This is a genomic window from Rhodopila sp. (assembly GCF_965277165.1).
Taxonomy (GTDB): Bacteria; Pseudomonadota; Alphaproteobacteria; order Acetobacterales; family Acetobacteraceae; genus Rhodopila.
The window spans coordinates 999,883-1,011,852 of record NZ_CBDICE010000005.1; the positions used below are offsets into that span (position 1 = coordinate 999,883).

Consider the following 11,970-nt stretch of genomic DNA (forward strand, 5'->3'; position numbering starts at 1 on the left):
GAAGCGGCCGTTTTCGCGGTGGGCCATGGACATGACGGTGATCGGCGTTGATTTCGGCACGACCAACAGTGTCGTCACCGCAGTGCGCACCGACGGGTCGGTGGAAACCGTGCGGCACCCATTCGGCAGCACCGAGGTCGAGGTCATCCGCTCGGTGCTGTGCTTCTGGAACGACGGCGCGCGGGACCGCATCGTGCTGCGCCACGCCATCGGGCCGGCGGCGATCGAGGCGTATCTGGACGATCCGCTGGACAGCCGGCTGATGATGTCGCTGAAGAGCTACCTGGCGCAGCGCAGCTTCAGCGAGACCAGGGTGTTCGGCCGCACGTTCGCCCTGGATGGGCTGATCGGTCTGTTCCTGGCGGCGATCCTGCCGAGGCCGCACGACGCGATGCTGGTCGCCGGCCGCCCGGTGCGGTTCGCCGGCGAAACGCCGGACGACTCGCTCGGCGAGCAGCGGCTGCGCGCGTCCTATGCCGCCGCCGGATGGGCGGAGGTTCACACCGCGCTGGAGCCGGAGGCCGCGGGGTATCGTTTCGCTCGCGGCCTGACCACGGCGGCCACCGTGCTGATCGGTGATTTCGGTGGCGGCACCAGCGACTTCTCGGTGCTGCGTTTCGAGCCCGGCAGCAATCGCCCGGTGACCGCGCTGGGCCATGCCGGCATCGGCATCGCCGGGGACACGTTCGATTTCCGGATCATGGATCAGGTGGTGTCGCCGCGGCTCGGTAAGGGCACGACGTATCGCCCGGGCGGAACCGATCTGCCGGTGCCGCCGGAGTATTACTCCAGCTTCGCGCGCTGGCACCGGCTGTCGCTGATGCGCGCGCCGAAGACGTTGCGTGATATCGAGGCGGTGGCCAGGACGGCGAAGCATCCCGACCGCCTGGGCGCGCTGCTGCGGCTGATCCGCGACGAGCTGGGCTATGAACTGTATCGCGCGGTGTCAGGGGTGAAGGCGGAGCTGTCGCGCGCCGAACGGGCGGTGCTGCGATTCCGTCACGCCGATTTCGCCATCGAGCAGACGATCGCCAGGGCGGACTTCGAGCACTGGATCGCGCCCGATATCGCCCGGATCGCAGCCACGGTGGACCTGGCGCTGGCCGAGGCGGGGCTGCGGCAGGACCGGATCGACCGGGTGTTCCTGACCGGCGGCACGTCGTTGGTGCCGGCGGTGCGCCGGCTGTTCACGTCCCGCTTCGGGGATGCGCTTGTCACCGGGGGCGACGAGTTCGTTTCGGTAGCCGAGGGCCTGGCGCTGATCGGGCGCGACAGGTTGGGCGGCGCGATCGGATAGTGGATGCCTGAAACGTGGTTTTGGTGGCAGCGGGACTGGTGCGGCGGCGGCGATTTGCAATCCGACGCAGACAGCCCGGGCCGAGCGGTTTGCCGCGCACTTCGCGGCACTGTACAACGCGGGCAGACAATAAAATCGGGAGGCCGCTTTGGACGACGTCATAGCCGGCTGTCATGTCTTCACCGGCGAGCGATCGGCGAACAGCTACCATCTCAACAAGATGGCCACCAGTCTGCGCTCGGACGCCGCCCGCGCGAGCTTCATCGCCGATGAGGCCGGGTATATGCGGGCGATGGGCTGCGATGAGCGAGAGATCGAGCTGGTCGGTCAGCGCGATTGGAAAGCGCTGATGCAGCATGGCGCCAGCATCTACCTGCTGCTGAAGATCGGCGCCGCGGTGGGTCACTCGCTGCCACAGATCGGCGCCCATACCGCGGGGATGACACTGGCGGAATTCCAGGCGAAGGGGCACTGACCATGGCGATGGTAATCGGCGGCATCGGCACCTCGCACGCCCCGACGATCGGGGTGGCCTGGGACAAGGGGCAGCAGCGGGACCCGATGTGGGCGCCGTTGTTCGAGGGCTACGTTCCGGCGCGACGGTGGCTGGATGAGGTGCAGCCCGACCTGTTCCTGATCGTTTACAACGACCACGTGAACCAGTTCTTCTTCGATGCCTACCCGACATTTGCCCTGGGGGTTGGCGCGGTGCACGCGCAAGCCGACGAGGGCTGGGGCAAGCGGGCCTTGCCCGACCTGGCGGGCGACCCGGATTTTGCCTGGCATCTGGCTCGGTCGCTGGTGGAAGACGAGTTCGATCCGACGATCTGCCAGGAGATGGCACTCGATCACGGCATCCTGTCGTTTCTGCCGTTACTGACCGATACCGACTGGAAAGTGCCGGTGGTGCCGCTGGCGGTGAATGTGATTCAGCACCCGATCCCGACGGCGCGGCGGCTGTTCCGGCTGGGCGCGGCGTTGCGCAGGGCGATCGAGTCCTATCCGGGTGGCAGGCGCATCGTGGTGTTCGGCACCGGTGGGCTGACGCATCAGTTGCACGGCGCCACCTACGGGCGGCACAACGAGGCATGGGACCACGAATTCATGGACCGGCTGGAGAGCGATCCCGCCGGCCTGTCGGCGCTGTCGATCCAGGACTACATGCAGCGCGGCGGCACCGAGGGCGTCGAGATGATCATGTGGCTGGCGATGCGCGGCGCGCTCGGCGATCGGGTGAAGCGGGTGCACCGCAACTATACCGCGCCGCTGACCACCGGCTACGGGTTGCTGGTGCTGGAGACCTGAAACCGCGCTGGCTTGCGCCGCGCGCCTGCTGTTCCACTGCCACTTACCCGGGTTGAATGTTGCGCCTGGCTTCAGGTTGAACCGATAGTGCGCTGCAACTCATTGTTCGCGATGGCGATCCACGCTTTTGGTGATTCCACCAAAAGCGATCGCGCTCGCAGTTGCGATCATGCTCAACCCAGATCGGCGACCGCGAACGGCTGCGCCAGTTCGATCGCCCGTGCCGCGCGCAGCACCAGGTCGTCACGGAACTGCGCCGCCGCGATCTGCACCGAGTTCGGTAATCCGTCGCCGCGCGGTCCCATCGGCACCGAGATCGCCGGCTGGCGCGTCAGGTTGAAGGTGAACGTCCACGGCGCCCATTCGGTCCACAGCGCGCGCACCGGATCGGTGGTCGGCGCGTCGGCCAGCGGCGGCCCGGCCGGTACGGTGGGGCACAGCACCAGGTCGTAGCGCTGGTGCAGCCTGGCCATGGCGTGGCCGGCGGCGGCGCGGGTGGCCTCGGCGTCCATGAACTCGATCGCGGTCATGCCGCCCAGGGTTTCGGCGACCTCGCGGATGCCGGAATCGAGCAGGCCGGCCAACTGCGACGGCAGGCCCGCCACCAGGCGCGACAGCGCCGCACCCCAGACGCGGGCGAACACCGCGCTGGTATCGGGCAGACTGGCCTCGGCCGGTTCGACATAGGCGCCGGCATCGGCCAGCAGTTGCGCCGCCCGCTCCACCGCGGCGATGCCATCGGCATCCACCGGGGCGTCGAAGCCGGGATTATTCAGCACGCCTACGGTCAGGCCGGAGACTCCGGCCTCGATCCCGTCCCGCCAGTCGCGGGGATCATCCGGCAGGCAGAACGGATCGCGCAGGTCGGCGCGTGCCATTGCCGAGAGCATCAGCGCGGCGTCGCGCACACTGCGGGTGATCGGACCGGCGACCGAGACGGCGGCGAAGGCGCTGGCCGGCCATTGCGGGATCCGCCCGTAGGTCGGCTTCAGCCCGACCAGGCCGCACCAGGCCGCCGGGATGCGCACCGACCCGCCGGCGTCGGTGCCGATATGCAGCGGTCCGAAGCCGCCGGCTGCGGCGGCGGCGGCACCGGACGACGAGCCTCCGGTGGTGTGGTCCGGATTCCAGGGGTTGCGGGTGATGCCGTGCAGCGGACAGTCGCCGGGCGATTTCCAGCCGAACTCGGTGGTGGTGGTCTTGCCCAGGATCACTGCCCCCGCCGCCTTCAGTCCCATCACCATCGGCGCGTCGTCGGGCACCGGGTCGGCGCTGCTGGTGCGGCTGCCGCGACGGGTCGGGAAGCCGGCGAGATCGACCAGGTCCTTCACCGTGCACGGCACGCCGTCCAGGATGCCGAGCGGGCGGCCGGCGCGCCAGCGCGAGGCGCTGTCGGCGGCCATCTGCAGCGCGCCGGGGTTCATCACCGCGAAGGCGTTCAGCCGCGGGTTCAGCCGAGCCACGCGTTCGGTGATGGCCTGCAGCACGTCGACCGGGCTGAGCTGCTGTCGGGCGTAGGCAGCAAGCATGTCCTCAGCGGTCAGCAGGGCGGGATCAAGGTCGGGCATGGGGGCTCTTTTCCAATGCGGCGGTCTGGGTGCAGCATGACGTTCGCAGCGCATCGAGGGAACCCCGCATGAGCACCGAACCGTGGCAATGGCCGGAACAGACCTGGCGGACGATGGTCGGACGCGCTCGCGCCGGGCGCAGCCTGAAGCCGCAAGCGTGGCCGCAGGGAGCGCGCTGCGCGGTGGCGATCAGCTTCGATGCCGATCACGAGACCATTCCGCTGCGCGACAACGACGCCAGCCCGATGCGGATCAGCCAGGGCCAGTATGGCGCCCGGCAGGCAACGCCCAGGATCCGCAAGCTGCTGGAACGCGAATCGGTGCCGGCAACGTTCTTCTATCCCGCGGTTTCGGCCCTGCTGCACCCCGAAGAGGTGCGCGCGGTGGCCGCCGACGGCCACGAGATCGGCATCCATTCGTGGATACACGAAGTCAATACGTCATTGCCCAGGGAGGCGGAGCGCGAACTGACGCTGCGATCACGTGAAACGCTGGCCAAGGTCAGCGGTACTGAGCCGGTGGGCATCCGCACCGCGAGCTGGGACTTTTCGGTCAATACCTTGGATATCATCCGCGAGATGAAACTGCTGTACGACAGCAGCCTGATGGCGGACGACGATCCTTATGAGCTGGAAGACCAGGGCCAGCCGACCGGCATTGTCGAACTGCCCCCGGAATGGATTCGCGACGATGCGGTCTACTTCAACATGCTGCGGTTCTCTGGCCTGCGTCCCTACACGCCGCCCTCGGCGGTGGAGGAGATTTTCACCGCCGAGTTCGATGGCGCCTGGGACGAGGGCGGCATGTTCCTGTTGACCATGCATCCACACATCACCGGCCACCGGTCGCGGCTGCCGCTGCTGGCCCGGTTGATCGGGCACATGAAGGCGAAGGGCGGCTGCTGGTTCGCGACGCATGCGCAGGTGGCGACCTGGTGCAAGGGCTGAGCCGGTCAGGGCTTGGTCTTTTGCCGGAGCCGATGAGCCGCCTGCTTGGCGCGATTGCCACACACTTCCATGCTGCACCATCGGCGCGCTCGGGCACGTGTGTGGTCGGCGAACAGTAGCGTGCAGGGGTCGCCCTCGCATTGCTTCACGTTGGAGAAATTCCCCTCGCAGACGAATTTCCCGAGCGCCTCGCCGATCGGCAGGAGCAGCGATTCCGGTGAGCGCCAGCGCCGCACCGGCTGCAACTCGACGGCGAGATTGCCGTGTGCGTGGGCGACGATCTGGCTGAACAGGTCGTCGCGTCCGAGCAGGCGGTTGAGCGGTGCGAGTGCGGCGAGGTCTTCGGCGACGAGCGGGCGTCCCATGCGCTGGCACACGAAGTCCCTGAACCACTCGCGCAAGGATCTGGCCTGAGCGGCGACGCTGTCGAGTTCCCCGGGCATGGCTTGCGACTGGAGGCGCCGGATTTGTTCGGGGGGCGCGAGGTGCGCTTGCACGAGCCACGCGAGGAGCCCTTCGCCGTCGCCGATCCACTCGATTTGCGTGTCGGTTGGGGTGGCGATCGAGTTCAGGAAGTCGAGGGCGGGGGCGTCGGCGATGAAGATGGCGGGGGGTCGGCTTGCGGCCATTCAGGCTACCTCATGAGACTCGATCATCTCAGAACTGCAAGTAACTGGCTGGTAGCCGGTTGACAAGCTGATCGCCCCGTCCGTAACTTGTTCAGGCTATCTAAACTGGTTACTAGGCGGACGTTCGGTGGAGAGCGGAGCATGGCCGATGGGACGGTGATCGGATTGCTGCGCGCCAAGGGTGTCAGGGCGGTTGCCGCGCGGCTGCCGCTGACCTCGCTGGCGGACGACGTGGCGGCGCTCGGTCGCAGCCTGGAGCATGTCGAGGGCGCGGCGGTGCTGGCGGCGGTGCAAAGTCCGATCGCAATCCGTTGCATCGGCCTCAAGGTGGGGGTGCCGCGCCGGAGGGATTTGCCAGCTGGTGTCTGCTGGCGGAGGAAGACCGCATGATCCGTGCCCAGACACAGCGGTTCATGGCGGAGCGGATGAAGGCGCGCATCACGTCGTGCGCGGCCGACCACACGCCGTTGGTGACCGCTCCGGACGCCGTTGCCGAGATCATTCTGGATGCGGTCAGGGAAAGCGCCGACGGCTGATGGCTGTCGATGACCGTTCCGTAGTTGCCAAGAGGGTTACATTTCAGGAGCAAGGGCCATGACCGGAATCAGGTATCGTTCCGCCGACGTGGGTGGATTGAAGATTTTCTATCGCGAGGCGGGGGCAGCGGACGCGCCGGTGCTTCTGTTGCTGCATGGGTTTCCGAGTGCGGGGCATATGTTCCGCGACCTGATTCCGCTGCTCGCTGACCGGTTTCATCTGGTCGCGCCTGATCTGCCGGGCTTCGGTCAGTCCGACATGCCACCGCGCACTACGTTCGCCTATACCTTTGACCATATCGCGGAGGTCATCGACCGGTTTACCGAGGTGATCGGTATCAAACGCTTCGCGGTCTATGTGTTCGATTACGGCGCGCCGGCGGGCTTTCGGATCGCCGTCAAACACCCAGACCGGATCACCGCCATCATCTCGCAGAACGGCAATGCCTATGAGGAAGGGCTGAGTGATGCCTGGAGTCCGATCCGAGCCTATTGGCAGGACCCATCGCAGGCCAATCGCGATGCGCTGCGTGATTTCCTGAAGCCCGAAAGCACGCGTTTCCAATACACTTTCGGGGTGGGCGACGAGACGGCGGTGTCGCCGGATGGGCAGTCGCTCGACAACTTCTACCTGGGGCGTCCGGGCGCCGACGAGGTGCAACTGGACCTGCTCCGCGACTACCGAAGCAACGTGGCGCTGTATCCGACCTTCCAGGAATACTTCCGCGGGCATCAGCCGCGATTGCTTGCGGTATGGGGAAGAAACGATCCGTTCTTCCTGCCGCCTGGCGCGGAGGCCTTCAAACGCGACATCCGCAAGGCGATTGTGCGCTTCGTCGATACCGGCCACTTTGCGCTGGAGACGCATGCGGGCGAAATCGCCGCAGCGATCCGCGAGTTCCTGGGCACCTAGACAAGCGTCGTGAACCCGAAATCCAACGTTGAGGCAAACTCCAGTCTCGGCCGATGTCTCTGGCCGCGCCGGAAAGTCGAAACATAAGGGAAGATCGAATGGCCGAGGTGGAACACTTTGAAGCACTGGTCCTTGGCAGCGGACAGGGTGGCAAGTTGCTCGCCTGGCATTGGGCGCGCGCGGGCAAGAAGGTGGCCGTTGTCGAGCGGCGGTGGGTTGGGGGGTCCTGCCCCGCCGTCGCCTGCATGCCCTCGAAGAACGAATTATGGAGCGCGCACGTCGCCCACGTGGTGCGGAACGCGGCGCGCTACGGAACGCTGACCGACGCGGTCAGGATCGACATGCGGACGGTGCGCCGCCGCAAGCAGGACATGGTGGACCGTGAGATCGCGTTCCACCTGAGCGCCTACAAAGAGAGCGGCGCCGAGTTGATCATGGGCAGCGGACGCTTCGTTGCCCCAAGCACGATCGAAGTCGCGCTGAATGACGGCGGTGTCCGCCTGCTGAGCGGCGAGGCGGTCGTTGTCAATGTCGGCTCGCATGCAGCGATTCCCGATGTCCCTGGTCTCGACGCGGCGCGCGCGCTTACCCACATCGAGGCGCTGGAGCTCGACGACCCGCTGACCCATTTGATCGTGCTGGGCGGCGGCTATACCGGCATCGAGCTGGCGCAGGCCTACCGCCGGTTCGGTAGCCGGGTAACGATCCTCGAGCCTGGCGGCCAACTGATGGGGCGCGAGGACGCCGACGTGGCGCGGGCGATGCAGGAGATCCTGGCCGCGGAGGGTATCGAGACCGTGTTGGGCGCGCGGCCGGTCGGTGTGCAGGGGCTTTCCGGCGACGCGGTGACAGTGACCGTGCGCGGCTCCGCCGGGGAACGCAGGATCGAGGGCAGCGATCTTCTGGTGGCGACGGGGCGCGTCGCAAACACCGCCGACATCGGTGCCGACGTGGCCGAAATCGTGCTGGACGAGCGCGGCTTCATCCGGGTGAACGAACGACTGGAGACCTCGGCCGCGAACGTCTGGGCGATCGGCGAATGCGCCGGCAGCCCGCAGTTCACGCATGTTTCCGTCGACGATTCGAGGATCGTGCGGGACAACATGGAGGGCGGCAACCGCAGGACGGACGATCGGCTGATCCCGCATGTGATGTTCACTGATCCGCCGCTCGCTCGCGTCGGCCTGTCGGAAGGCGAGGCGCAGCGGCGCAACGTCGCGGCACGGGTGGCGGCACTGCCGATGGCCAAGGTGCTGCGCACCCAGGCGACCGGGGAGACCGAGGGGTTCATGAAGGTTGTCGTCGCCGCCGACGACGACCGCATCCTGGGCTTCACCATGATCGGGTCGGAGGCCGGTGAGGTGATGGCGGCGGTGCAGACCGCGATGCTGGCTGGGTTGCCGTACCCCAAGTTGCGCGATGCGGTCATCGCGCATCTGACGATCGCCGAGGGTCTTGGTCCGCTGCTTACCGGGGTGCCGCCGAGGCCTCGGGCCTGACGCTGACGGTGCTTGCCCGGCTGCCTGGTGCGCGTGCCGAGCGGGATCACGCCGAACCAACAAAGGAGACAGCCAATGCCGGAGCCGGTTGCGATCATCACAGGGGCCAGCCAGGGGATCGGGCGGGCGAGTGCCATTCGCCTTGCCAAGGACTTTGCGCGATCGTGCTTGCCGCGCGCGATCGGCGGAACCTGAATGAGACGGCTGCCGCGGTGCGGGAAGCTGGCGCTGAGCCGCTGGTGATCGACCTCGATCTGTCGCAGGTCGCGGCGGCGCGCAAGGTGGTCGATGAAACCATGGGAAGGTTCGGCCGCATCGATGCGCTGCTGAACATCGCCGGCGCGGTGCCGCAGGTCGACGTGCTGGAGATGACCGACGCGCAGTGGGACCTTGGGATGAACCTCAAGCTGCACGGGGCGCGGCGGCTGACGGTCGCGGCGTGGCCGGCGCTGAAGGCGGCCAAGGGTGCCGTGGTGTTCATGTCGGGGAACTCGGCGCTTTTCCCGAAAGCGTCGTATGCGGCCGTGGGGACGATCAACGCGGCGATCGTGGCGCTTGCCAAGGCGTTTTCGGATCGCGGGATCAGCGACGGCGTGCAGGTCAACAGCGTGTTGCCGGGTCCGGTGATGACCGGGCGGCGGCGTTCCTACCTGGCGCACTGGGCGGACATCCATCACATGACGGCGAAGGAGGCGACCGAGACGTTCCCCAAGGAGGCTGGCATCGCGCGGTATGGTGAGCCGGAGGAGATCGCCGAGCTGATGGGGTTCCTGGTCTCTCCGGGCGCGCGATGGATGACCGGTGCGATGATGCGGATGGATGGCGGCGAGGTGAAGTCGGTTTAGACGGCGGGGTGTGGGGCGATCGCCTGGGTTGGCCTAAGCAGTGGCGCTTGGATCAACTGCTGCCGATCAGGATGCCGACGCCGAACACCAGCGCGCCGCCGAACGCCACCTGAAGCGTCGCCGACAGCGGCGGGGTGTCCATGTATTTCCAGCGCACCCAGGAAATCACCGCCAGTTCGACGATCACCACCGCGATCGCCACCACCATCGCGGTCCAGAAGTTCGGGATCAGGAACGGCAAGGTGTGGCCGATGCCGCCCGCCGCCGTCATCAGGCCGCTGATGCCGCCCCGCATCAGCGGAGCGCCGCGCCCGGTCAGGCTGCCGTTGTCGGACAGCGCCTCGGCGAAGCCCATCGAGATGCCGGCGCCGACCGAGGCGGCCAGGCCGACCAGGAACGTCTCCCAGGTCTGGCCGGAGGCGAAGGCGGCGGCAAACACCGGCGCCAGGGTGGACACCGAACCGTCCATCAGGCCGGCGAGGCCGGGCTGGATGATCCGCAGCACGAAGGACTGGCGGGCACGCAGATCCTCGTCGCGGCGCACGTTGGCCGGCAGGTTTTCCTCCACCAACTGGTCGGCGCGGTGCTCGTGCTCGACCTCGGCGTCGGCCAGGTCGCCCAGCAGCTTGCGGATGGTGACGTCCTCGCTGCGCGCCGAGGCGCGGCGGTAGAAGCCCTGGGTCTCGGTCTCCATGCTTTCGGCGAGGTTGCGCACCGCTTTCAGGTTCATCGGATACATCTGCCAGACCGGCTTGTGCTGGACGAAACCGCGCACGTCGTGGCGCCGGATCAGCGGGATGTGTTCGCCGAATTTCGCCCGGTAGACTTCCAGCAGGCGGTGGCGATGCTCGCCTTCCTCGCCGGCCATCTCGGTGAACACGTTGGCGCTGCCGGGATAGTCGACGCGCAGTCCCTCGGCGATGTCGAGATAGATGCGGCCATCCTCCTCCTCGTTGGCGATCGCCAGGGCGAGGATTTCGCGTTCGGTCAGCTCTGAGAAATTGCGCATGACGGCGGCAATGTGGCGGAGATCGCGATGCCGTCAAGTGGGGAGCGTAATGATGCGAATGCTTCTCAGATTCTGTCGCTCACAGGTCGGCCAGCGCCGCGTCCACCGCATCACCCAGGCGCGCCACGATGGTGTCGATATCGCCTGCGGTGGCGATGTAGGGGGGCGCCAGGACGACATGGTCGCCCTGCCGGCCGTCGATCGTGCCGCCCATCGGATAGGTCGCGAGGTCGCGCGCCATCGCCTCGGCCTTGACCCGTTCGTGCAGCTTCAAGCCTGGGTCGAACACCGCCTTGGTGGCGCGGTCGGTGACGAACTCCAGCGCCCGGAACAGGCCGCGTCCACGGATGTCGCCGACATGGCGGTGGTTGCCGAAGCGATCGTGCAGCGCGGTCTCCAGGCGTTGCCCCATGGCGAGGACGTTGGCGATCAGATCGTCGTCGCGGATGATGCGTTGCACCTCCAGCGCGGCGGCGCAGGCGACCGGGTGGGCCTGGTAGGTCTGGCCGTGCAGGAAGCCCCCCGAACCGTCGGCCAAGGCGCGCACGATGCGATCGGCGATCAGGATGCCGCCGATCGGCTGGTAGCCGCCGCCGAGGCCCTTGCCGATGACCTCGATGTCGGGAGTGACCGCCTCCTGTTCCCAGGCGTGCATCGACCCGGTGCGGCCCATGCCGCACATCACCTCATCGAGGATCAGCAGCGCGCCGTGGCGATCGCAGATGCCGCGCACGCGCTGGAAGTAGCCCGGTAGCGCGGTAACGCAGCCGGTGGTGGCGCCGACCACCGGTTCGGCGAGGAACGCCATCACGGTGTCGGGCCCGACGCGCTGGAACTCGGCCTCCAGTTCATCCGCAAGCCGGTCGAGGTATTGTGCGTCGGTCTCGCCTTCGTTACGAAACCGATAGGCAAAGCACGGCGAGACCAGGCTGTGGGTCTGGCTAAGCATCGGTTCGTAGTGGCCGCGGCGCATCATGTTGCCGCCCGCGGCCAGCGCGCCCAGCGTGGTGCCGTGGTAGGATTGGCGGCGGGCGATGGTGCGCACCCGGCGCGGCTGGCCGATCTCAACGAAGTATTGCCGAACCAGCTTGATCGCCGCCTCGTTGGCCTCGGAACCCGAGGAGCAGAACCACGCTCGGGTCAGCCCGCCGGGCTCGTCTTGCAGGAGGATATCGGCCAGATCCTCGGCCGGCTGGCTGGCGAACGTGCCGGTATGGGCATAGGCCAAGTTGGCGGCCTGGCGGGCAATGGCGTCGGCGACGCGGCGATTGCCGTGGCCCAGGCAGGCAACGGCGGCGCCGCCGGAGGCATCGATGACGCGGCGGCCGTCAGCGGTGTGGATGAACAGACCCTCGCCGCCGACGGCAATCGGCGGGACGACGCCGGAGCGGTGCAGCACATGGGTCATGCGGCGCAGCCGGT

13 protein-coding genes are annotated in these 11,970 nt (G+C 67.4%); 9 read left to right on the plus strand and 4 right to left on the minus strand.

What is annotated here, in order from left to right; translation table 11 throughout:
- Nucleotides 1-31 precede the first annotated feature (31 nt).
- The 3 genes from ACQY4Y_RS05335 (at nucleotide 32) to ACQY4Y_RS05345 (ending at nucleotide 2,602) form a co-directional block, all read left to right on the plus strand.
- The gene (locus ACQY4Y_RS05335) at nucleotides 32-1,297 is read left to right on the plus strand and encodes an Hsp70 family protein (RefSeq protein ID WP_428489515.1); all 1,266 of its coding nucleotides are present in this window, start codon (nucleotides 32-34) and stop codon (nucleotides 1,295-1,297) included.
- Between the two features lie 148 nt (nucleotides 1,298-1,445).
- Complete coding sequence (locus tag ACQY4Y_RS05340; RefSeq protein WP_428489516.1) at nucleotides 1,446-1,772, plus strand: hypothetical protein; 327 nt, start codon at nucleotides 1,446-1,448, stop codon at nucleotides 1,770-1,772.
- Between the two features lie 2 nt (nucleotides 1,773-1,774).
- Nucleotides 1,775-2,602: a class III extradiol dioxygenase family protein gene (locus ACQY4Y_RS05345; RefSeq protein ID WP_428489517.1), complete on the plus strand. Its 828-nt coding sequence runs from the start codon at nucleotides 1,775-1,777 to the stop codon at nucleotides 2,600-2,602.
- A gap of 173 nt (nucleotides 2,603-2,775) precedes the next feature.
- Here ACQY4Y_RS05345 and ACQY4Y_RS05350 read toward each other — a convergent pair whose 3' ends face one another.
- Nucleotides 2,776-4,170 carry an amidase family protein gene (locus ACQY4Y_RS05350; protein WP_428489518.1) on the minus strand — a complete coding sequence of 465 codons (1,395 nt, stop codon included), beginning with the start codon at nucleotides 4,168-4,170 and terminating at the stop codon, nucleotides 2,776-2,778.
- Between the two features lie 68 nt (nucleotides 4,171-4,238).
- On the opposite strand from ACQY4Y_RS05350, the gene ACQY4Y_RS05355 reads away from it, so the two are divergent.
- The gene (locus tag ACQY4Y_RS05355) at nucleotides 4,239-5,117 is read left to right on the plus strand and encodes a polysaccharide deacetylase family protein (protein WP_428489519.1); all 879 of its coding nucleotides are present in this window, start codon (nucleotides 4,239-4,241) and stop codon (nucleotides 5,115-5,117) included.
- Nucleotides 5,118-5,122: 5 nt separating this feature from the next.
- Here the strand turns inward: ACQY4Y_RS05355 and ACQY4Y_RS05360 are convergent, their stop codons facing one another.
- On the minus strand, nucleotides 5,123-5,746 hold the full coding sequence (locus ACQY4Y_RS05360; RefSeq protein WP_428489520.1) for a CGNR zinc finger domain-containing protein: 624 nt from the start codon (nucleotides 5,744-5,746) through the stop codon (nucleotides 5,123-5,125).
- 141 nt (nucleotides 5,747-5,887) lie between these two features.
- Between ACQY4Y_RS05360 and ACQY4Y_RS05365 the strand changes: the two genes are divergently transcribed.
- The 5 genes from ACQY4Y_RS05365 to ACQY4Y_RS05385 all read left to right on the plus strand — a co-directional run bounded on the left by ACQY4Y_RS05365 (nucleotide 5,888) and on the right by ACQY4Y_RS05385 (nucleotide 9,539).
- Nucleotides 5,888-6,136, plus strand: a complete 249-nt coding sequence (locus tag ACQY4Y_RS05365; protein WP_428489521.1) for a hypothetical protein — start codon at nucleotides 5,888-5,890, stop codon at nucleotides 6,134-6,136.
- The gene (locus ACQY4Y_RS05370) at nucleotides 6,133-6,282 is read left to right on the plus strand and encodes a hypothetical protein (protein ID WP_428489522.1); all 150 of its coding nucleotides are present in this window, start codon (nucleotides 6,133-6,135) and stop codon (nucleotides 6,280-6,282) included. The genes ACQY4Y_RS05365 and ACQY4Y_RS05370 overlap by 4 nt, the downstream gene beginning before the upstream one ends.
- A gap of 58 nt (nucleotides 6,283-6,340) precedes the next feature.
- The gene (locus tag ACQY4Y_RS05375) at nucleotides 6,341-7,195 is read left to right on the plus strand and encodes an alpha/beta fold hydrolase (RefSeq protein ID WP_428489523.1); all 855 of its coding nucleotides are present in this window, start codon (nucleotides 6,341-6,343) and stop codon (nucleotides 7,193-7,195) included.
- A gap of 98 nt (nucleotides 7,196-7,293) precedes the next feature.
- Complete coding sequence (locus ACQY4Y_RS05380; RefSeq protein ID WP_428489524.1) at nucleotides 7,294-8,694, plus strand: dihydrolipoyl dehydrogenase family protein; 1,401 nt, start codon at nucleotides 7,294-7,296, stop codon at nucleotides 8,692-8,694.
- 8 nt (nucleotides 8,695-8,702) lie between these two features.
- Nucleotides 8,703-9,539 carry an SDR family oxidoreductase gene (locus ACQY4Y_RS05385; RefSeq protein ID WP_428489525.1) on the plus strand — a complete coding sequence of 279 codons (837 nt, stop codon included), beginning with the start codon at nucleotides 8,703-8,705 and terminating at the stop codon, nucleotides 9,537-9,539.
- Nucleotides 9,540-9,591: 52 nt separating this feature from the next.
- Here ACQY4Y_RS05385 and mbfA read toward each other — a convergent pair whose 3' ends face one another.
- Together mbfA and ACQY4Y_RS05395 are read right to left on the minus strand one after the other, a co-directional pair.
- Nucleotides 9,592-10,548 (minus strand): iron exporter MbfA, encoded by a 957-nt coding sequence (mbfA, locus tag ACQY4Y_RS05390; protein ID WP_428489526.1) that lies wholly within the window; start codon nucleotides 10,546-10,548, stop codon nucleotides 9,592-9,594.
- A 79-nt stretch (nucleotides 10,549-10,627) separates the two neighbouring features.
- Nucleotides 10,628-11,956, minus strand: coding sequence for an aspartate aminotransferase family protein (locus ACQY4Y_RS05395; protein ID WP_428489527.1), 1,329 nt, complete (start codon nucleotides 11,954-11,956; stop codon nucleotides 10,628-10,630).
- Nucleotides 11,957-11,970 lie beyond the last annotated feature (14 nt).